Genomic DNA, 22,262 nt, shown 5'->3' with positions numbered 1-22,262 from the left:
GGGAGGACACCCGCGGGAGGCACGCGGGTGTCGCTCCAAACGGCCGCTACAGCTCGTTGAAGATGAGCAGTCCCCGGGAGGAGTCCACGATGTACACGTAGCCGTCGCCGGGCAGCCGGACGCTGAAGACACCCTCGAAGATGCTGTCGCCCCGGTGGGGGTCGGTCTCCCGGAAGGTGTTGTAGTGCGCCAGCTGCGTGGGCTTCGTCGGGTTGGACACGTCCAGCACGCGCAGCCCCTCGTGGTACCAGGCCACGTAGAGGCGGGTGCCGCGCAGGATGAGGTTGTGCACGGACGTGATGGGCCTCATGCGGAACTCCCCCAGCTTCACGATGCGGGCGGGGTTGGTGACGTCGAGCACCCGCACGTGGGAGGCGTTGAACTCGCCGCCTTCGAAGGCGAGGGTGCGCCCGGCGAAGGTGCCCACCGCGCTGTGGTGTGAGTAGGCGAGGTCCGGGCGGGGATACGTGCCCAGCAGCTTCACGTCGTCCAGGTCGGTGACGTCCATCACCGCGTAGGGGCCGAAGGCGTTGCTGATGTACAGGCGGTTGCCATGCGCGAAGGTGTCGTGGGGGCCGCCGGAGTCCACGTCCCCGGGGACCGTGATGCGGGCGCGCGGCACGGGGTTCAGCGGCTGCGTCACGTCGTAGACGAAGGTGCCGGTGTTGGGGACCATGGCGTAGAGCCGGTCTCCGTCCACGAGCACCGTGTGGGCGCCGAAGTCCCCCGTGGGCAGGTTGCGCACGAAGGTGGGCGCCGCGGGCTGGGTGATGTCATAGACGAGCGTCCCCATGACGCTGCTGGCCACGTAGAGGGCGTCCCCCTTGGCCCAGACGCCATTCCAGAAGTTGTCCGAGGGCAGGCTGATGGACGTCCGGAAGACGGGGTTCTTCGGATCGCTCACGTCGAAGACGGTGAGGCCTCCGGGCCGGCCGAGGTGGGACAGGGAGACGACATAGGCGTGGCCCTTCGCGACATAGACGTCCACGGGCTGGCCCACCGCCACGAACCGCTCCGACACCAGCGTCAGCCCTCCGGAGGACTCGGGCTCTCCCGACGAGTGGGCGACCCGGTGGGCCTGGAAGGTGCCCCGCTGGTTCACCTTCCCCCGGCGGCAGGAGGCGAAGCAGCCGGTGACGATGCCCGGCGCCGGTGTCTGGCAGCCCAGCATGGCGACGGTCGTGCCCGTGCGCGTGAGCCTCCCCACGACGGCGAAGCGGCCTCCCTCCGTGTCCCGGTGGAGGAGTGGCTCGTCGTACATGGTGCTCGTGCCGCCGTCGGTCCTCAGCTGGAAGCCGAGGGGGGAGGTGGAGTCGGGAGGCCCGCCATCCGCCAGGAGCCTGTCATCCCGGCCGTTGGCCAGGTAGATGCCGTCCTGCGGGAGCGCGGCGAGGGCCTCCGGGTCGCACCGCGACATGTCGAAGCGTGACAGCTCCTCGCAGGCGTTGGTGGACGCGTCCTGCGCGTCGAAGGCGCACGGCGCGAAGGGGCCCGTGTCCTGCCAGTCTCCGCGCTCCTCGAGTTCGGTGTAGGTGCCGTCCCAGACGTAGGGGCCTGCGTCGGCCGTGCCTGCGTCGGCCGTGCCTGCGTCGGCCGTGCCTGCGTCGGCCGTGCCTGCGTCTGTGGTGGGAGGTGGGGGCGTGTCCTCACACCCGGCAAGGGTCTGGAGTGTCAGCAGGAGCAGCAGGGGCCGGAGGAAGGGGGGCATGTGGGCGACCTCGCGAGGAAGGCACCGCGCGGAAGGTCGCGCGGTGCCCCTCTTCAACGTGCCAGACCCGCCCTCTCTCTCACTTTCCTTGCGGAAGGACTCGCACCGGACCCGGGCGGGGGGGGCGACCTACCGCTGGGCCTGCGCGTTCGCGTCGAGCGGGGTGTTCATCCGGAACGTGCTGCCCACCGTCTCTGGCGGGAGCGCCGGTGCGGGCTGCTCCTCCAGGAAGACCGGCGGGGGCATGGACTGGCGGCTCATGCTGTCCGGCCCCAGGACGCTGCAGTTACCCGGCAGGTTGTCATTGAGGTCCGTGTTGTTGCGCACGTAGGCGATCCCGCAGGAGGGCGAACCACAGGACTGGACGCTCCGGAGCGGGTTGCCGCAGCCGTCGCCGTCCTTGTCCTCGTACCAGGCCTCCCGCATGTAGACGCCGCTGGAGGAGTCATTGCAGTCGTCGGGCGGGGTGGACAGGTACGCGCCCTGGACGATGTACGCCTGGGTGACGGGGTCCTTGAGGTCCGTGGGGTTGGTGCACCAGCGCAGCTTGAAGGCGGTGCCCGAGTGGCCGTCCCGGTCCGCGTCTCCGTACCAGATGGGGGTGCCGCCGTTGGCTTCGGGGACGTTCGGGTCGACGTCGTTCGTGTCCACGTCGCAGTCGTTGTCCACCTGGGCGGAGGCGCCCCCCGCCTCGCAGAGCTCCTGCCGTCCCGGGTTGCGGCTCGCGTTCGCGTCGTCGCAGTCCAGCTCGCGCCCCACGTAGCCGGAGGGCTGGGTGCAGCGCTTCTGCGTGTTCGCCGTCGTGCCGTAGGTGTCCCCGTCCGCGTCGCGGTACCAGGTGACGGCATTGGCGGCGTTCTGCGTGTCGCCGTCGCAGTTGTTGTCCACCTGTGTCTGACTGGTGGGCTCGCAGATCTCCGTCTGCGCCGGGCTGATGGAAGGCGTGGTGTCATCGCAGTCGGAGTGGCTGCCCACGTAGCCGGGACCCGGCACGCGGCACTTCGTCACCGCCGTCCCGCCCGCGCCGCCGTAGCCGTCGCCGTCCGCGTCCAGGTACCAGTTGGACGTGGCCAGCCCTTCGTCGACGAGGCTGTCACAGTCGTTGTCGAAGTCGTCGCACAGCTCGGGAGCCCCCGGCTTGACGTCACCCCGGTTGTCATTGCAGTCCGTCGCGGTGCTCACGTAGCCGGTGGTCGCCGTGCACGCCTGGATGCGGAAGCTGGGGTTGGTGGTCCCCACGCCGTCGCCATCCGCGTCGGCGTAGAAGGTCAGCTTCACGCCCTCGTCCACCGTGCCGTTGCAGTTGTTGTCGACGTTGTCGCAGACCTCCGTGGCGGAGGGCTTCACCGCGCTGTTCGCGTCGTTGCAGTCCGTGTTGCTGGTGGCGTAGCCCGCCGGGCGGGCACAGGCCTGCGTGGAGGTCAGCGCGGTGCCGAAGGTGTCATTGTCCGCGTCCCGGAAGAAGGTCGTCTTCACGCCCTCGTCGGTGTCGAAGTCGCAGTTGTTGTCCAGGCCGTCGCAGACCTCCGCCTTGCCCGGGTAGCGCAGGGCTGAAGTGTCGTCGCAGTCGTCGCTCAGGAGCGAGTGGTTGGGCGGCAGGGAGCAGGCCTGGGTGGACGCGAGCAGCGTCCCGTGGTTGTCGTGGTCCGCGTCCTGGTAGTAGGTCGTCTTGACCCCTTCGTCGACGACGCCGGAGCAGTTGTTGTCCTTGCCGTCACAGACCTCCGTTCCGGTCGGCCGGGTCAGCGAGTCCGTGTCGTCACAGTCCTGGTTGTTGGCCACGAACCCGTCCGGGCTGAAGCAGGCCTTCTGGGATTGGGCCGCGTTGCCGAAGGTGTCACTGTCCGCGTCGCGGTACCAGGTGCTCCACCGCGTCGCGTCGTCATCCACGTTGCCGTCGCAGTTGTTGTCCTGCGCGTCGCAGATTTCAGGCGCGCCCAGATAGACGGTCGCGTCGCTGTCGGAGCCGGGCGTGGCGCACTCCTCGCCCACGACGTCCGGGGTCCGGGTCCATTCCGCGCCCGGCGCGGCGCACTGGCGCACGCTGTTGGCGAAGTCCACGTGCTTGTCGCCGTCGGCATCCAGGTACCAGTCGAACGGGATGGTGGTTCCCGCGCCGACGTCGTCGTCCTTCAGCCCATCGCAGTTGTTGTCGACGCCATCGCAGATCTCCTCGGCGCCGGGGTTGATGGTCGCGAGGGCGTCGTTGCAGTCACCGCCGCTCAACGCGAAGCCGGTGGTCGGTTCGCCGCAGCGGATCTCGGAGCCGCTGTCCAGGCCGTAGCGGTCGCCGTCCGTGTCCGTGTACCAGGGGCGCGGGCCGACGCCGAACACCAGGTAGACGATGCCCGCGTTCGAGTTGAAGCCCGGCGCGCCGACCGCGAAGTCCGCCGCGCCATCGTTGTTCACGTCTCCAAGCCCGACCAACGCGCTGCCCGCCTGGTTGCCCCCGGAGGCCCCCATGTAGCGGGACACGGTGGCGAGCGAGAGTGAACCCGTGGGGAAGCCCGTCGGGGTGCCGTTCCCATACACCACATACACGGCGCCTGTGGCCGAGGAGTGGTTGGGCGCGCCGATGAGCAGGTCCCTGAAGCCATCGCCGTTGATGTCACCGGGGCTCGCCAGCGCCACGCCGGCCTGGTCACCCAGGATGCCCGTCATCTTGAGGTGGTTCGCCGCGCCCAGGGACACCACCGTCTGGGGCGCCTGCCGGGCGCCGCCATACACGAGGTAGGCCCGGCCCGGGAGGGCGCCGGAGCCGGGGGCACCCACCAGCAGTTCCTCATAGCCGTCGTTGTTCGCGTCGCCCACCGCCGTGACCGCCGTACCCGCGAGTTCACCCGCGTTCACCCCGGTGAGGACGAGGTCGGCGTCCGCCAGCGTCTTGGTGCTGCCCGTCAGGGGGCCATAGAAGACATACGCCGCGCCCGAGTCGTTGTTCGCTCCCACGTCGAGCCGGGGGGCGCCCACCACGAGGTCGCTCTGGCCATCGCCGTCCATGTCCGCCACGGTGACCGACGCGCCGGCCTGGACGTCCGCCTGCGTGGTGCCCGTTCCGAAGATCTTCAGGGCGGAAGAGGCCAGGCTCCCCGCCGCGGTGGCCGTGACAGCGCCGGGGAAGACGTAGACGGTGCCCGTATTGGGCGACCCCGTGCTCTCGTTGAGGGGAACGCCGACGATGAGGTCGAGGGCGTTCGTGCCCGTCACGTTGCCCACGGCCAGCGACTGCCCGGCGCCATCGTTGGCGGCCGCGCCACGAAAGCGCACGGAGGCGGCGGTCAGGGCCCGGTCACCACCGGTGATCTGCGCGCCGTCCACGGGATAGACGACACCCTGGTTGGCCAGCGGCGTGGAGTGGCCCGGCGCACCCATCACCAGGTCATTGCCCGTCCCCGCCGTGAAGTTGCCCGCGGCCAGGGCCGCGCCGAGCCGGTTGCCGGCCAGCTCCCCCTCATAGCGCGCGTAGTGGGTCCGGATGTCGGGCTGCCCGTTCGCGGTCGTGCGGACCGCGAACGCATAGCCCTTCAGCGTCCCAGTGCCAGGGGCCCCGACGAGGAGCTCCAGCGCTCCGTCTCCATCCAGGTCGCCCGCCGCGAGCGCCTGTCCTACGCGGGAGTTCGCCAGGCTGGGATTTCCCACGAAGCGACGCTCCAGTTGGAGCGGCAGGGCGGTGGTGACATTGGCCACGGGCAGCTTGCATTCAAGCGCGCCCGTGAGCGCGTTGAGCTGCTCGGTGGTGGAGGTGGCGGCGACCGCCTCGGGGCCCGGTTCGGGAGGTGGCGCCTCACACGAGACAAGGACGAGGCCTGGCAGCAGCAATGCGAGTCGAAACTTCAAGGGATTGCTCCAGGAAGGGGAGATTGATTCCTGGCGGGATGGCGACGGGCCGGTCATCACCTTCCAGGAATTCGGCCTGATCTACTTAAGTTCGATCAAGTTTGTTATATGGGTGCCATGCGACCTCAAAGCTTGCCCTGTCGGTGTCACAGGAAAGTCATTGGGGGACATAGCTTCTGGTTGTGTGCAGGGCCTGGGGTCATGCCTTCGCCAGCGGGAGTGTCGCGGGGGAGGACGCCAGCCGGGGTGTTCGCCGTCCGTCAGCGTGTTGCCACCTGGGGCCGGTGAGCTGCGCGGGACCTGATGGTTAGCCTCCTGCGGCCGGAGGCCAGATGCCTCCGACCGGGAGGCAGCATGGGGCAGGCAATGGGGGGGGCGGTCGCCGCCGTGGCGCTGGCGTCGGTGCTCACGGGGGGAGGGGCGGCGCATGCCCGTGACGAGGGCGCGGGCGCGCCGGCCGACTCCGTCCGGTGTGGTGACACCATCACCCATCACACGAAGCTCACGCGCGATCTCTCGTGCCCGGGCACGGACGTCCCAGCGCTCCGGGTCGTCGGTGAAGGCATCGTGCTGGATCTGGGCGGGCACACCGTGCGCCGCACCGGTGCCCAGATGGGGGACTCGCAAGGCATCGTCGTGGAGTCCAATGGCACCGTTCGCAACGGCACCCTCCGGGGGTTCCGTTGGGGGTACGTGCTCGACGCCAGCGCGGACAGCGTGCGGCTGCACCAGCTGGCGCTCATCGACAACGGGACCGCCATCTATCACCGGGGTGGCTATGCGCGGTTCCTCATCACGGACTCGCGCCTGCATGGGAACGCTACCGGGTTGAGCAGCGAGTTCGACGCGGCCACCGGCGAGTTCGACGTGCGCTCCTCGCTGTTCACCGGCAACGGGCGCGTGATGTTCGTGGATGCCCATTCCGTCGACGTGCTGGATTCGACCTTCACCTCGAACCAGAACGTCTTCGAGTGCTTCAATGGCAGCATCCGCGTCAGGTCCAGCACCCTGACGCTGAACGCCGTGGTGGGCCGGCTGCCATTCGACCCTGGCGGCGGCTTCGACTTCTGCGGCGAGCTGCGATTCGAAGGCTCGCTCATCGCCAACAACACCGCGCTGGCCCCACCGGAGGCTCCGGCCTGGGAGCCGTTCCGGTTCGTGATGCGCGACTCGTGGGTCCTCAACAACGGCAGCGGGCTGCGGGCCGGGGGCCGGACGGTCCTCATCGACGGCAACACCTTCTGGGACAACGCGGGCGGGCTGACGCTGGCCGACCTGCCGGAGTTCGTGCCCTTCGCGCTCACGGGCCCGGTTCGCGACAACCACTTCCTGGGCAATGGCGCGGACGGCCTCCGCGTCCTGTCTCCCAGCACCCCCACGCTCAGCGGCAACGTGGCGGTGCGCAACGCGGGGTGGGGCGTGCATGCGCCCACCGCCCATGACGCGGGCGGGAACGTCGCGCGGGAGAATGGCGCGGGAGGCTGCGAAGGCGTCACCTGCTCCGCCTTCTAGCCGCGGTGTCCAGGCTCAGGGGGCGGGCTTCGCCGCCCGGGCCAGGATGAGGTCGCGCACCGCCTCCGCCGTGCCGGTGGCGGACTGCGGGTTCTGGCCCGTCACGAGCCGGCCATCCACCACCACCTTCGCCGTCCAGTTGGCGGCGGGCTGGTGCTTCGCGCCGCGCTCCTCCAGCGTGGTGGCCAGCAGGAAGGGGACCACCTTCTCCAGCTTCACCGCGCGCTCCTCGTCGTCGGTGAAGGCGCTGACCTGCTTGCCAGCGACCAGGTACTTGCCGTCGCTCAGCTTCACGTTCACCAGCGCCGCGGGCCCGTGGCAGACCGCGCCGACGACGCGGCCGGCTTCGTAGACTTCGCGCGTCACCCGCTGCACCGCCGGGCTTTGGGGGAAGTCCCAGACGGCGCCGTGGCCACCCGCGTAGAAGACGGCGGAGTAGCGACCCACCTTCACGTCGTCCAGCTTGAGCGTCGTGCGCAGGGACTGCCGGAACGTGGCGTCGTTCCAGTAGCGCGCGTTGGTGGCGTCCTTCAAATCCAGGCCATCCACCGGCGGCTCACCGCCCTGGATGGACGCGAACTCCACCGGGATGCCAGCGGCCTGGAACACGGCCAGCGGATGGGTGACCTCTCCCAGGTAGAAGCCGGTGGGCTCGCCAGTGCTGCCCTTGGTGGCATGGCTGGTCATCACGATGAGCACGGGGGCGGGAGCGGACGGCTTGACGGTGGGCGCGGCGGCGGCGGCCATCCCGACGAGGGAGGCGGCGAGGAGGGAGGACATGTTCAAGGCTCCGGGGGAAGGGGCCCCTTCGTGGGGGCCAGTCACATCACCCAAACTATTGTCGCCGCCCCTGGCGATAAATGGGCCTGACGGCATGGCACCTTTGCTATCCAGGCATGAATGCCCCGGCGCTTCGACCACCTCAACGACGTGGAGGCCTTCATCGCGGCGGTGGAGCGCGGTTCGCTGACGGCCGCCGCCACGGCGCTGGGGACGACGCCCTCGGTGGTGAGCCGTGCGCTCGCCCGGCTGGAGCAGCGGCTGGGGGTGCAGCTGCTGCGGAGGACGACGCGGCGGCTGGGCCTGACGGACGCGGGGCGGCTGTACCTGGAGCAGTCGCGCACGGCCTTCGGACTGCTCGCGGAAGCGGAGCGCGCCATCCAGGGGCAGGGCGGCGAAGTCACGGGCAGCGTGCGTCTCAGCGTGCCCACGACGTACGGGCACTACCGCCTGCCTGCGAAGCTGCGGACGTTCGTGCGCCGGCATCCACGCGTGCAGGTGGAGCTGAGCATCTCCAACCGCAACGTGGACCTGGTGGCGGAGGGGTTCGACCTGGCCATCCGCCTGGGCGCGCTCCCCGACAGCGGGCTGGTGGCCCGGAAGCTGGAGGATGCGCCCATGTGCCTGGTCGCCTCGAAGGCCTACTTGAAGGAGGCCGGCACCCCCCGGTCGCTGGCGGACCTGGAGCGCCATGCCTGTCTGTCCTTCGTCATGCCCAGCACCGGCCGCGTAGCCCCGTGGATCCTCCGCGAGGAGGGCCGCGACGTCGACTGGACGCCCCCGACGGCGCTGCGGGTGGCGGACGACGTGCTCGGCGTGGTGTCGCTCGCGGAGCAGGGCATGGGGCTGTGCCAGACGTATGACTTCATCGCCGCCGACCGCCTGCGCCGGGGCACCCTGGTGGAGGTGCTGCCGAAGTCGCGCGGCCGCTCACGGCCCTTCTCCGTCATCTACGTCCCGCACCGCAGCCTGTCCGCGGCGTCTCGCGCGTTGATTGCCGTGCTGACGGACACCGCCTGACGGGCCGTTGCTACAGCCCGAGCGCCGCCTTGCACGTCTTCGTGTAGAGGTCCCGGAAGAGGTTGTCCGGGTCCGTGCGCTGCTTCACCGTCTGGTAGGTATCCCGGTTCCAGATGCCCCAGAACGTGTCCTCGTCGTAGTAGTTGTATGAGATGAGCGTCTTGGTGCCGTTGACCTTCCGCAGCGCGTCCTCGAACTCCTTGTAGAGGTTGCGTCCCGGAGGCTGCGGGAGGCCATACACCGCGAGGTCGAGGAACAGCGGGTCGCTTATCCCGGCCCACCACCGGGGTGTCAGCCATTCATAGTCGCGCGTCCGCCGGAAGGGCACGCACCACACCGGGTAGTGGCGCATCTCGCGGTGATACCAGTCCATGAACTCGGCCGTGCGCGAGAAGGGGACGAACACGTCCACGATGACCGGCGGGTCCTTCTCTGGAAGCAGGAGGCGGTGGAAGCGGTTCGCGGTCCTCAGCACGCTGTCGGAGTGGATGAACTTCCCGAACAGCGCGCGGGCCAGCAGGTTCCTGGGTTTGACGTGGGTGACGCCCCGGTTGTAGCGGAAGAGGTAGTCATACGTCGTGAGGTAGTCCTCCTTCCGGCGCGGGATGCTCTCGCAGTACGCGGTGAGCCAGTCGTAGCGGCTCACGTAGGGGGCCTTCTCCACGAAGTGCCCCACGCACAGCACGTGCTTCGTGGGGGAGAAGATCTGCCCATCCAGGTAGTCGGTGTCCTGCGCGCTGAAGTGCCGCCAGATGGCCTGCTGGAAGGCTTCCAGCGTGTCGTAGGTCTCATACGTCACGCGCACGTAGGGCGCGGCGCGCACCAGCTTGAAGCGGACGCGCGACAGGATGCCCAGCGTCCCGAACGAGCCGTGGATCATCTGGAACAGCAGCGGCTGCTCCGTGGGCGAGCAGTGCAGCACCTCGCCCTTGGCGGTGATGACCTCGTATTCCAGACAGGTGTCGTGGAAGCCGCCCTGGCGGAAGGACATGGACTCGATGGAGCACCCCGCGATGGCGCCTCCGAGCGTGATGGTCTTGTGCTCCGGGACGATGAACGGCACGAGCCCCAGGGGCAGCGTCGCGCGCACCACCTCGTCGAAGGTCACCGCGGGCTCGGCCGTGCAGGTCAGCCCCACCGGGTCGATGTCGAGGATCTGATCCAGGTCGCCCAGGTCCACCTTCTCGTCGTTGCGTCGCGAGTCATTGCGCTTGGGCACCTGGTGGGGCGGCGACTTCTTCCTGAAGGAGGCCGGGCCCGTGCCCTTGCGCTGCTTCAGCTGTCGGGCGATGGCTTCGACCTTCGCCGCGTGAAGCGCCTCCTGCCGCGAGGACCCCTTCGCCTCCCTCTCGCTGGCAACCGACTCCGTCGTCATCCGTTCCTCCGTCCCTCGTTCGCTGGAAGGGTGGGGACTCCAGGGTGTCCCGTGAGCCTTGTCCCCAAGGACAGGGCGCTGTCCGGTCGGCTGCCGGTCAAGCGGGAGCAGCCAGCGGTAGGCGCTGGGAGTGGGCCACCTGACTGTAGTTTTCTGGGGATGGCTGCCGCGGAGGAACCGCACTTCAGTCCAAGCGGCGGCGCGCCACGTTGACGCAACAAATCATCGGATTTGCCGAGAATTCCGTGCTTGAACCCAGCCTGGGTTGAACTTGACCTGGTTGGTCCCCCACGAACGGAAATCCCCCTTGATGACTCCCTCGGTTCCCCGAACGAACGGGCGCCACGCGCTCGTCCTGCTGCCGGTGTGGCTCGCCCTCGCCTGCGGCGGTGAAGCCCCTTCCGATGCACTGGCCTCCGTGGACAGCGCCCTGGGCGCGCCCGTCACCGTGTCCTTCCAGGAGCAGGTCGCTCCGACGGCCGCGTACACCGGCGCGTCGGATGCCACGCTCCTGCAGAACACCCCCACCGTGAACCTGGGCGCGGACGCGCTCATCCGGCTGGACCGCGACTACCCGACGAGCTCCGGGAAGATCAGCAACGGCCTGCTCCGCTTCGACGTGAGCGCCATCCCCGCGAACGCGACGGTGCAGTCAGTCCGGTTGAGCGTCAACGTGAGGAACTCCACGACGGGCGAGGGCTACTTCGTCCACGCGGCCGGGCGTACCTGGGTGGAAGCGCAGGCGACCTGGAACAACGCAACCAGCAGCACCGCGTGGAGCACGGCCGGCGCCAGCGGCGCGGCGGACCGGGGCGCCACGTCCTTCGCCACGCTCCTGCCGGGCGTGACGGGTTCCTACGGCGTGGACCTCAACGCGGCTGGTGTCGCGGCGGTGCAGGGCTGGGTGCAGGGCGCGGGCACCAACCACGGCTTCGTGCTGGATGCCATCACCAACATGGACGGCCTGGAGCTGGACTCGTCGGAGGCGGCCATCGCCGCCAACCGGCCGAAGCTGACGGTGACCTATGTCCTGCCGGACGAGCCGGGCAACCCCGGCATCCCCGGCCTGGACAACACGGGCACGACGATTCCAGACACCAACTACCCCATCCCCGCGGGCGCCATCTTCCTGGCGACGAACGGCAATGACAGCAACGCCGGGACGCAGGCCGCTCCGGTGGCCACGCTCAACCGCGCCATCGCGCTGGCGCCCTCCGGCGGCACCATCGTGGTGCGCGGCGGCACCTACCGCGACTGGTACAACAACGGGGCGGGCAACTACAGGGTCAACACCAAGCCCCTCACCTTCCAGGCGTATCCGCACGAGCAGGCCTGGTTCGACGGCACGGACGTGAAGCCCGCCTCGGCCTGGACCTCCGATGGCGCCGGCCACTGGTACATGGACTGGAGCACGCCCAGCTTCTGCAATGGCGGCTACTACAATTACAAATACGACGCCCAGCCCACGACGAACCAGGGGCCGTGCAGCCACTTCGACATGTATGGGGACCCGGCGAACCCCGCCGCGGGTGACCCGCAGATGGTCTTCATCGACGGGGCGTACGTGCACGAGGTGAAGACGCTGGCGGAGGCCACGCCGGGCAACTTCTTCTACGACTGGGACAACCGCCGCATCTACATCGCGACGAACCCCGCGGGCCACACGGTGGAGGTGGCCGCGCGCCCCGTCGCCATGGTGCTGGGCACCTCCGGCCACAAGGTGAAGGGGCTCGGCTTCCGGCGCTACGCGACGAACGAGTACAGCAACACGACGAACGCGGCGCTCTACATCGGCGCGACGAACTCCCTGGTGGAGAGCTGCGTCTTCACGCAGATGGCGGCCGGGTCGCTCAGCATCAAGCCGCAGGGCGGCGTGGTGCGCGGGTCGGTGTTCGCGAACAACGGCTTCACCGCCATTGGCTCCAACGGCTCCACCAACGCCGCCACGCTCGTCACCGACGGGCTGCTGCTGGAGGGGAGCGTCATCAACGCGAACAACACGGAGCGCTTCGGCACCAACTGCTCGCGCTCCTGCGCCCAGGCGGGCGTGAAGATTGCCCACATGAATGGCTTCACGGTGCGCAACAACGTCTTCGAGAACAACCTGAACGGCGCGGGCTTCTGGTGTGACGAGGACTGCCGCGACGGCGTCGTCGTCTACAACGTCTTCCGCAACAACAAGATTGGCGTCTTCTACGAGGTCTCCGACAGGGGGATCATCGCGTCCAACCTCATCTACGACAACACGTACGCCGGCATCCAGGCGTGCTCGTCGAACACGAAGATCTACAACAACACCCTGGTCAACAACGCGGCCATCAACATCTGGGTCTACGACGATTCGCGCAACGAGCAGGACAAGCGCGGTTCGGACATCGGCCCGGACACCGTGAACGTGGACGTGTCGAACAACATCCTGTCGGGCGGGAACATCACCACCCTGAAGGCCTCGCGCTCCGACAACAACTTCACCAACACCGGGCCGAACACCTTCTTCTCCGGGCTGGACTACAACAGCTACTACCGCTCCGGTGGCAGCACGAAGTCGCTGGTCAACTGGGTGGACACCGGCGGCGTGAACTACACGTCGCTGGCGGCGGTCCGCACCGCCCGGGGCTGGGAGAACAACGGTCACGACATCGCTTCGGGCGGCGACCCGTTCTTCGTGAACCAGGCGCTGCGCAACTACGTCGTGCGCTCCACCAGCCCGGCCTACAACAGCGGCCGGCCGCTGCCCGCGGACGTGGCGCAGGCGCTCGGGGTGTCCACCGGCACGGTGACGAGCCGGGGCGCGTTGAGCTGGCCGGGCCGGTAGTCCCGGCCTCGTTGGGGTGAGCGGGGCCCGGAATCCGCTGGGGATTCCGGGCCCGCTGTTTCTTCCGCCGCCCTACGTGGTGGGGGCTTCGAGCCGTTGGCGCAGCTCGGTGGTGCTCACGGCGTGGGTGCCGTCCCGGCCCATCAGCGTCTGTCCGTCCGCGGAGTAGAGCGCCGGGCGCCGGTACAGCATGCGCAGGGCGTGCAGGTGGGGATAGACGATGGAGGCCTGGGGGTTGAGCGCCCGCAGGTGCTGGCGCAGGAGCGGCGCGTACTTCGGGCTCTGGGCCGGGAAGATGTGGTGCTCCTGGTGGTAGCTGAAGTTGAAGTGCAGCCAGTCCATCACCGGGTGTGTCCGCACGCTGGCGGTGTTGATGAAGGGGTTGTCGTCCTCCTCCGAGGCCGGCTGCATCCAGTGGTTGGTGGCGATGTAGATCATCAGCGTGACGTTGCCGATGAGCAGCGGGAGCACCAGCGCGTAGAACGCGGCCCGGGGGCCCAGCACCCAGCCCAGCGCGCCCCAGCCGGCGGCCAGCAGCACCGTGAGGATGCGCTCCCGGGTGCGGTGCATGTGCACGCGCTGAAACGCGGGCAGCCCGCTGTGGTACCAGAGGAAGGCCTGGCCCTGGGCGGTGAAGAAGACGCTGAAGCTGATGAAGCTGAGCCACGTCCCCGACCCCGGGGAGATGAGGTGGAACAGCTTCGCGAACCCCTGGGTGTGCCAGTCCGTCCGCCGGGGGAGGATGTCCGGGTCGCGGACGTGGATGTTGGCGGCGCTGTGGTGCGCCTGGACGTGCCAGGCCCGCCAGTTGCCGGGGGTGACGAGGAAAGGCGCGAAGCCCGCCCAGCCGAGCACGGTCTCCATCGTGCGGCTGTGGAAGACCGAGTGGTGCAGCGCTTCATGCGCGGCGAGGCCCACGGCGGTGACCATCTGGCCCAACACCAGGGCGAGCAGGAGGCACGCCCAGTCGGGCAGCGGCCGGGTGCCGATGAGCCAGATCAACGCCGCCATCACGGGCACCAGGCCGAGCGCGACGATGCCACGCAGGGGCTGTCGCTCGAAGGCTTCAGGGGGCAGGGCGCGGCGCAGCTCCGAGCGGAGGCGTTTGGGATCATCCAAAGGAAGGTCGTTCATGGGGGCATCCTGGGGAAAGGGGCTTCAGGCCATGGGGCGGGCGATGCCACCTTCAACGAGCATCCGCAGCCGCCCCGCTTCGTCATGCGCCGCCGCGCTGCCGCAGAGCAGGAGGTCCCCCTCCACGCGCGGCGCGAGCGCGGTCAGGGCAAGGTGGCGGGGAGCGCCGCCATTTCCCCCCACCAGGTCCCGGTCGAACGTGGTCCGCTGGACGCGGATGGGCGCGAACACGTCGTTCGACACGCCCTCCACGTGCATCGCGCTCAGCCGCAGGGCCGCGTCCAGCACGAGCGCGGGGACGTGGGTGCCTGCCTCCCGGGGGCCTTGCGGAAGCCCGAGCCGCGCGAAGCGGGCGGTCGGCTCCAGGCGGATCTCCTCCAGGCAGTCGAACATCCTGCGCAGTTCGATGGGAGAGCCGGTGGCGCAGTGCGGGTCATGCACGGGCAGGCCGTTGCCCGCCGCCGTGGCGGCCGCGAGCTGGGCGGAGACCGTGGGCGGCTCCGCCGTCAGCGTGAAGCGGGCCTCGGCGTAGACGAGGTCGCGCTCCAGCACCACGCCGGACGGATGGACGATGTCACCCGTGAGCTTCACCTGCACGCTGTGCCGGCCCGGGGCGTCGCCCAGGGGCGTGCACTCGGCGCGCAGGGACTGCCGGCCGCCGGGCTTCACGCGGATGAAGCGGGAGAAGCGGGCGTCCTCGATGGTGACGGTCCGCAGCTCCGGGTGGCGGTCGCCCAGCGCGCTCTGGAGCATCAGGTCCAGCGCCCACGCCCCTGGCAGGGTGGGGGTGCCCCGGACGAGGTGGTCCTCCAGGCAGGGCACGTTCGCCGCGTCGACCACCAGTTCCCTGCGCGTGGGCCGGGGCGGTTCGGGGGGCGGCGGGGGCGCGGGCAGCAACTCCAGGCCATAGAAGGCGCGCTCGCTCTCCGTGAGCTGCACGTTGATGGGCTGGCACGGCAGGCCGTCCACCAACTGGAGGAAGAGCGCTTCGCCTTCGTCGGCGCGGATGCCGCGAAGCCGGCGGCTGGCGCCGAGCACCCGGTACTCAGAGCCCCGCGTCATGCCGATGCCGTCCCACGCGAGCCAGCCCACGCTGCACCACGCGACCTCCTGGCGTGCGTCGCTGACCCAGGCGCAGAGCCGGTCCAGGGCCTCGTTGGCCGCGCCGTAGTCCGCCTGTCCATCGTTGCCGATGAAGCTGAACGCGGAGGTCAGGACGTGGAAGGGCACGGGGTGCGCGAGGCGGCTCGCGCAGGCCTCGCGGAGGTTGCGCAGGCCCACGAGCTTGGTGTCCAGCGTGCCCCGGAACTCCGACAGCTTCCGGCGGTTGAGCTTCTTGGAGACCTGGGTGCCGGCGCCATGGACCACGAGGTCCAGCCTCCCGTGCTCGCGGAGGAGCTCCTCCACCACCCGGTCCACCTCCTCCGGCCGGGTCACGTCCGCGGCCCGGTAGTGCATCTGGCCGGGAAGCCGCGTGAGCCCGTCGAGCGTGGTCCTGAGCTCGCGCACGGCCAGGTAGCGCTCGAAGCGCGAGCGCAGCGCGGGCATGCGCTGGGTGCGGTCGCGGGCCAGCTCCTCGGCGTAGAAGTCCCGCTCCACCTGGCCCAGCTCCTCGTCGCGCGCCTGGAGCACGCGCTCCGGGGCGTCCGTCGGGGCGCTGCGCCCGACGAGCACCACCTTGCATCCGTAGCGCTTGAGGAGCGCTCCGGCGAGCACCGCCGTCACCCCGCGGCCTCCTCCCGTGAGCAGCACCACCGAGCCGGAGTCGAGGCCCGCCGCGGGGTGGGCCGGAACCTCCGTGGGCTGGAGCAGCCGGACGCAGCGGAGCGGTCCATCGAAGCAGACCTCGATGGGGTCCTGGTCGTCCCCGGCGCCCAGCTCAAAGGAGACCCGGTCGAGCGCCTCCGGGAGCGGCAGCGGGGTCGTGGAGAGGGCCCGGACGTTCCGCGCCGGGACCTCGCGCCCCAGGGACTTGAGCAGCCCGGCGAACAGGCCGGTCACCGGGTGCAGGGTCCGGTGAGGACCGACGCCACCGATGCACAGGCTCGCCAGCGCCACCGTTCCAGCGCCCAGGCCGGCGTAGGCACGCCGCGCGGACAGGAAGAGCAGCTCCAGGGCCTCGTGGCGCAGGGCCGTGTCGGAGACGACCGAGGCTTCGGCCGCCCCGGGTTCCATCCGGCAGACCGCGAGGATGACCTCAGGGTCGAAGCGGAGCGCATCGAGCCCGGCCTCCGCGGTCTCCTCCCGCGACAGGTCGATGCCGTGGATCCGCGCTCCGAGGTCGGAGGCCCCCGCGTGCAGGATGCGGTACTCGGGGCCGCACAAGACCGGCGCGTGGGAGGCGAGCTCACGGGCGAGGGACTCGTCCTGCGCGATGAACAGCACGCGCCGGCCCCGCAGCCGTGAGGCCCCCGCAAGCCGACCCTGGCGCTCAACCAGCACCGGCGCGTGGTAGCCGATGGCCGCCGAGTGGTCGAAGCCCTCGGACGCCTCAGGGGCCGGCGCCGTGTCCGTCTTCTCCGCCCGTGCTTCCGGACGCATGCGCAGCGGGCTGCCCTCCATGGGGTGGAGCTGAAGCTCCAGCCGGTCTCCCGTGGCGACATCCGGATGGAAGCGCAGCGTGGTGGCATTCCCTCCGGCGGCGGCGCGCACCGCCCGCAGGACCTCCAGGGCTTCCCGGGCCGAGTGCGGCGGAAGCGTGACGTGGGACCCGGCGTGGGTTCCCGCCCCGGTGGACATCCGCAGCTGACACAGGGGCTTCAAGCCGCGCTGCTCCGCCTTCGCGGCCGTGGTGACCGCCAGCATCGTCATGCCCTCTTCAGGCGCGGACGCCGCCGGCCCCTCTCCCGGACGGCGCACGTGGGGACTGCCCACGAGCACCAGGTCGAACCCGCTGGCCAGCAGGGCCCGCGAGGCCCGCAGCGACGCGGCCAGCGAGTGCGCCCCCGCGTCCACCACGAAGTTGGGCCCCTTGCTGTCGAGCGCCCCCGCCATCCGCCCTGGCGTGACGTTGGGCATCATCCCCTGGAGGGTGTAGGGCCCGGAGGGGCGCAGCGTGCCCACCACGGCATCATGGAGGCGCTCCACCAGCGGGATGACGGACGCGGACTCCGGCGTGCGCTGGACGTGCTCGCGCAGCCTGCGACGCGTGGACGTGGCCAGCACGCGCTGCGTGGCCTCCACGCCCCGGCGCGTCTTGCCCTCCAGCCCCAGGACGATGGCCGTCCCCGTGCGCAGCGTGTCGAAGCCGCCGAGCTTCCCCACGAGGCTGCTCGCGACGATGAGCCCCAGGTGCTGCGTGAAGTCCATGTCCTCGGTGATGTCCGGCAGCAGCCGCACGGACGTGGGCAGCCGCAGGGCTCCGGTGTCGAACCGCGCACCCGGTGACTCCGGCACCCCGTCCACCGGCGCTCCGTTCGCGTTCGGGAACAGGCCCTCGGCGGCCACCACCACCAGTTCCTCGCCCGCCGTGGACTTGGGACGCGGTGCGAGCGGTCCACCCCGGTACTCCTCCAACACCAGGTGCGCGTTGGTGCCACCGAAGCCGAAGCCGTTCGTGGCCGCCCGGCGGGGATGGGCGTCGTTCTCCGGCCAGGGTTGTTCGTGCGTGCTCACCTCGAAGTCCGGCCCGAGCGCGCGCAGCCCGGCGCCCGGCCGGTCGAAGTGGGACTGCGGCGGGAAGCGCCGATGCTCCAGCGCCTTGCACAGCTTGATGACCGACGCCGCGCCCGCGGCCCAGCCCACGTGGCCAATCAAGGCCTTGACGCTGGCGAGCTGGAAGCCCTTGCGCTTGCCTCCGAAGACCCGCCCGATGGATTGCAGCTCGGTGGTGTCCCCGGCCGGCGTGGCCGTGCCGTGCGCTTCGATGTACTGGATGGACCCCGGGTCGATGCGCGCCGCCGCGTAGCACGCCTCCATGGCGGCCACCTGACCGTCCGCGCGCGGGACGTTCGCGGAGCTGCTGCGCCCGTCGCTGGAGAGCCCGGCGCCACGGATGACGGCCTGGACCTTCAAGCCGGCCGCGACCGCATCCTCCAGGCGCATCAGGCCGACCACGCCCGCGCCCTCTCCGAAGATGACGCCATCCGCCCGCTCATCGAACGGCCGGCTGCCGGTGGCGGACAGGCCCTTGAACTGGGAGAACAGGCAGCTGTTGCCCGGACCTGGGGAGAAGACCCCGCCCGCGAGCACCAGGTCTGCCTCGCCACCCTCCAGTGCCTTCATTCCCAACGCGATGGCGTAGAGCGAGGAGGCGCAGGCCGCGTCGAGCAGCATCGTGGACACGCCCGGCCCCACGACCTCCGTCACCACCGCCTGGAGGGTGGGGTGGGGCGCCAGCTCGGAGGCCCGGGCTTCGACGCCGAGCGCCGCCCTCGCCACGGCGCCCAGCGCGGCGAGCTCCGGCGACTTATCTCCTTGAGCGTGGAGCAGGGCTTCTCCTGCCTCCAGGCACAACGCCTCGTCGTACTCCGGGGACCCGTCCCCGGTGGAGCCCAGCAGGCACTGGATGCGCCCCGGGACGCGCGGCGCGCTGGACCGCAAAGGTGCCATCGCCTGCGTGAGCGCATGCGCCAGCAACTTCTGCTCCCGGCCGTAGCGCTGGAATCGGGCGGCCTCCACGCCAGGGGACGGGAGGAGGTCGGTGTCATGCACCCGCCCCGTGAGCAGCGTGTACGTGCGATCCGGCGTGACCGCCGGGCCCACGAAGTCCGCCACCTGTTCAGGGTGCATCTGGCCCGTGTCCACGATGCCGCTGATGCCCTGCTGGATGTTCCTCCAGTAGGCCTCCGGATCCTTCGCGCCACCAGGGAGCATGCAGCCCAGGGACACCACCGCGATCTCCGGCGTCCCTTCGCCCCGAATGGCCGGGGACGCTTCAGGCTTGGAGGACGGCGCGCTTTCGGGCAGCACGCCGTCCAGCGACGTCACCGCGACGGGGGAGTCCGAGGGAAGAATGCGCTGGACGATGCGCGACAGCCGTCCTCCCGTACCGCAGTCCACGAAGCGTCCGCAGCCCGCCTGGACCAGCGCCTCCACCGCCCCGAGGAAGTCGAAGGGGCGCACCAGATGGGACGCGAGCGCTCCGGCCAGCTCCGCCCCGTCTCCCGCGTACACGCGCCGCTCGATGGGCGAATAGATGGGGCCGCGCGCGGGGTGCACCGTCAGCCCCGCGAGGCTGTCGCGAAACGCGGTGGCGGCGGGCGCCAGCTTCCGGTGGTGGAAGGGATAGCGGCTGGAGATGAAGGTGAAGCCCTTGCCCTGTCGCTCCAGGAAGGCGCGAAGCTGCTCCAGCTCCGCGCGAGGCCCCGCGACCACGGTCTGCCGCGCGTGGTTGCGGCCGGCGACCTCCAGGTTCCCGGTGCCGCAGTCCGCCAGCGCCTGGAGGGTCTCCGGTTCGGAGAGCGCGATGGCCGCGAGCGTGCCCAGCTGCTCCGAGCCCTGCTGGAGCGCCCGGATGCGCCGGCACACCACCTCCGCCCCCGTGCGCAGCTCCATCGCACCGGCCGCGGTCATGGCGGCGATCTCCCCGAAGCTGTGGCCCACGAACACGTCCGGCCCCACCCCCTGGCGCTGCATCCACCGGGCGCCGAGCACTCCGGACAGGAAGATGCCGAGCTGATCCAACAGGGGCGCCCGTTCGAGCGCCCTGGCGATCGCGGCCTCGTCCTCCGCCGCGAGCAGCGGGGTGAGGTCCATGCCCAGCGGCCGGCACGCCTCCGCGACGGTCGCCAGCTCCTCGCGCAGCTCCGGCTGGAGCGCCTTCAAGCGCAGGAAGAGGGCCGGCTCGAACGTGCCCTGTCCCGCGAAGAGGAACGCCGTGGCCCCGGGGGACAACTGGAGCGCCTGCGCTGCCGCCGGTGTCGTCTCCGGCGGGAGGGTGACGCGCCGGGAGATGCCGCGCGCTCCGTCCGCCAGCAGGGTCCTGGCCAGCTGCCGGACGGCCTCCGGGAACAGCGCGTTGACGGCGCCCCCACCCTGCAGGGCGCGGTCGCGGAAGCTCTTGGGGCCCTGGGGTTCGTGGATGCTGGCCAGGGACTCGAAGCTGCGCTGGAAGGACTCCGGGAAGGCGCGCAGGGTGCCCTGGGCCTTGTCCGCGCAGAGCACGGTCTGGTAGCCGCAGGCCACCGGGGTGCCGTCGCTCTTCAGCGTCCGGAAGCAGAAGCGCAGGGAGACCTCACCCCGCTCCTCCAGCGACGTGAGCACGACCAGCCGGTCACCCAGGGCCGCCGGGGCGAGGTTGCGCGAATAGCCTTCGTAGGTGAGCAGGAGCACCTGGTCGAAGTCGCGCCGGAACTCCGGCACCTCGAAGGCGTGCGGACTGAAGAGCAGGTGCTCCCGGCCCGCGCACTGGAACTTGAAGTTGGTGAGGAAGTGATGGCTCCCGTAGGCCATCGTGTCATCGAAATGGATGTCGTACGGGACGGCGAAGAAGTCCATGGCAGGCGCTCCCGGTGCGAGGTTCAAGACGGACGCGCGGCGGGCAGCAGCCCGTCCACGGTTCCAGAGAGGCCGGCGTCCACCACCCAGATGGCGCCGTTCACACGCTGGGTCTTCGACCCCAGCAGCAGCTCGGTCACGTCCGCGACGTCATCCGCCGAGCACAACCGGCCCCCGGGGGTGGTCGCCTCCCAGCGCGCCACGCGGTCGGGCGCGTCGGGGAACATTCCCAGCAGGTCCCCATGCACGGGGCCCGCGGACACGCAGTTGGTGCGGATGCCCTGCGGCGCCAGCTCCGCGGCCAGGTAGCGCGTGAGGGATTCCACGCCCGCCTTCACCACGCCCTGGCACCCCAGGTCGTGCATGTACCGCTGGGACATGGACGTGGACATGGTGACGATGCTCCCGCCCCCACGCGCGGCCATCAGCGGACGCGCGCGCATCGCGCACTCGTACGTGCCGGTGATGCAGGTGCGGAACGCCTTGTCCCAGTCGCGCGGGGAGATGCGGTCGAAGGGCCCGATGAGGCCGTTGGACGCGTTGCACACGAGGAAGTCGAGTCCCCCCAGCTGCTCCCCCACCGTGGAGAACAGCCGCTCCAGGTGCTCCTCGTTCGCGACGGAGCCCCACAGGTGGAGCGCCTTCCCGCCACTGTCGACGATGTCCCGCGCGGTCCTCTCCCCGTCCTCCCGGGAATGGAACGAGTTCACGACCACGGTCGCTCCCGCCCGAGCCAGCCGCGTGGCGATGACCTTGCCGATGCCCTTCCCGGAACCCGTGACGAGCGCGACCTTCCCCGCGAACGGCAGGTCCATCCGCGACGGAAGGGGCGCGGCGGCGACGCGCACGGGAGCGCGCGCCGGAGCGCCAGGCGTGGGCGTGGTGGAAGGCAGCAGCGCGCGGGCGGCCTCGCAGATGGAGGCCATCGTGCGGAGGCGCTGGGCCGGCTTCGGGCCCTCGGCCAGCCCCAGCTCCTTCATGAGCACGGCCATCACCTCCGCCTGCTTCACGGAGTCGATGCCCAGCTCGTCCTCCAGGTCCGCGTGCAACGTCAGCAGGTCCTCGGGGTAGCGGGTCACCCGCGCGAACACGGACCGCACGAGGGACTCCAGGTCGGGCCCGGGCGCGGCGCGCTCGGGCGCCACGGACACGGCGGGCGCGACACTCACGGGCGCGGCGGCGCCAGGCGCGGCACGCACGGGCGCGACGGAGGGCACGGGCGCGCTGGCGGCGGCTGGCGCGGTGGACTCCGCCATCACCTCCGTCACCAGCCCGGCGATGGCGCCGAGCGTCCGCGCCTTTCCTCCGCGCGGCAGACGGTCTTGAGGCAGGTTGAATTCGCGCCCGACGACCGCGGCGATCTCCGCGAGCTTCACGGAGTCGATGCCCAGTTCGTCCTCAAGCTGTGCATCCCCCGTGAGGATGTCGAGTGGATAGCGCGTGACGGATGCTGCGCACTGGCGCACCCGCTCCAGGATGTTCGAAGACGCACCGGCACCATGCTGCGATGGATGTATGGACATGCTGACCCCTGGCTGTTCAATGCTTGGCGGGGCGCAATGTGCAGCGGGGGTCTGACACGTCCTTTGAAACGCTCCGCGTTGTGTGACGTGAAGCCGCTCGCGGTGCGTTTCGCGAAATAA

At 70.3% G+C, this 22,262-nt stretch carries 10 protein-coding genes; 3 read left to right on the top strand and 7 right to left on the bottom strand.

What is annotated here, in order from left to right; translation table 11 throughout:
- Positions 1–46: 46 nt before the first annotated feature.
- Both OV207_RS25265 and OV207_RS25260 read right to left on the bottom strand, forming a co-directional pair.
- Positions 47–1,708: an LVIVD repeat-containing protein gene (locus OV207_RS25265; protein ID WP_267557688.1), complete on the bottom strand. Its 1,662-nt coding sequence runs from the start codon at positions 1,706–1,708 to the stop codon at positions 47–49.
- 129 nt (positions 1,709–1,837) lie between these two features.
- The gene (locus OV207_RS25260; protein ID WP_267557687.1) at positions 1,838–5,545 is read right to left on the bottom strand and encodes a MopE-related protein; all 3,708 of its coding nucleotides are present in this window, start codon (positions 5,543–5,545) and stop codon (positions 1,838–1,840) included.
- Positions 5,546–5,899: 354 nt separating this feature from the next.
- Here OV207_RS25260 and OV207_RS25255 point away from each other — a divergent pair, with 354 nt between their 5' ends.
- Entirely contained in the window at positions 5,900–7,057 is a 1,158-nt protein-coding gene (locus OV207_RS25255; RefSeq protein WP_267557686.1) for a right-handed parallel beta-helix repeat-containing protein, read from the top strand.
- 15 nt (positions 7,058–7,072) lie between these two features.
- Here the strand turns inward: OV207_RS25255 and OV207_RS25250 are convergent, their stop codons facing one another.
- Complete coding sequence (locus OV207_RS25250) at positions 7,073–7,837, bottom strand: type 1 glutamine amidotransferase domain-containing protein (protein WP_267557685.1); 765 nt, start codon at positions 7,835–7,837, stop codon at positions 7,073–7,075.
- Between the two features lie 120 nt (positions 7,838–7,957).
- Between OV207_RS25250 and OV207_RS25245 the strand changes: the two genes are divergently transcribed.
- Positions 7,958–8,857, top strand: coding sequence for a LysR family transcriptional regulator (locus tag OV207_RS25245; protein WP_267557684.1), 900 nt, complete (start codon positions 7,958–7,960; stop codon positions 8,855–8,857).
- Between the two features lie 10 nt (positions 8,858–8,867).
- On the opposite strand, the gene OV207_RS25240 is transcribed toward OV207_RS25245, so the two are convergent.
- Positions 8,868–10,232, bottom strand: a complete 1,365-nt coding sequence (locus OV207_RS25240; protein WP_267557683.1) for an FAD-binding oxidoreductase — start codon at positions 10,230–10,232, stop codon at positions 8,868–8,870.
- A 310-nt stretch (positions 10,233–10,542) separates the two neighbouring features.
- On the opposite strand from OV207_RS25240, the gene OV207_RS25235 reads away from it, so the two are divergent.
- Positions 10,543–13,047, top strand: a complete 2,505-nt coding sequence (locus tag OV207_RS25235; protein ID WP_267557682.1) for a DNRLRE domain-containing protein — start codon at positions 10,543–10,545, stop codon at positions 13,045–13,047.
- 72 nt (positions 13,048–13,119) lie between these two features.
- Here OV207_RS25235 and OV207_RS25230 read toward each other — a convergent pair whose 3' ends face one another.
- The 3 genes from OV207_RS25230 to OV207_RS25220 are packed head-to-tail and all read right to left on the bottom strand — an operon-like array spanning position 13,120 to position 22,142.
- Complete coding sequence (locus tag OV207_RS25230) at positions 13,120–14,181, bottom strand: fatty acid desaturase family protein (RefSeq protein WP_267557681.1); 1,062 nt, start codon at positions 14,179–14,181, stop codon at positions 13,120–13,122.
- Positions 14,182–14,205: 24 nt separating this feature from the next.
- Positions 14,206–20,619: a type I polyketide synthase gene (locus tag OV207_RS25225; RefSeq protein WP_267557680.1), complete on the bottom strand. Its 6,414-nt coding sequence runs from the start codon at positions 20,617–20,619 to the stop codon at positions 14,206–14,208.
- Positions 20,620–20,642: 23 nt separating this feature from the next.
- Complete coding sequence (locus OV207_RS25220) at positions 20,643–22,142, bottom strand: SDR family oxidoreductase (RefSeq protein WP_267557679.1); 1,500 nt, start codon at positions 22,140–22,142, stop codon at positions 20,643–20,645.
- Between the last annotated feature and the right edge of the window lie 120 nt (positions 22,143–22,262).

The sequence above is a fragment of the Corallococcus sp. BB11-1 genome, assembly GCF_026626625.1.
GTDB classification, from domain to species: Bacteria; Myxococcota; Myxococcia; order Myxococcales; family Myxococcaceae; genus Corallococcus; species Corallococcus soli.
This window is presented reverse-complemented; position numbering and strand designations above follow the sequence as displayed.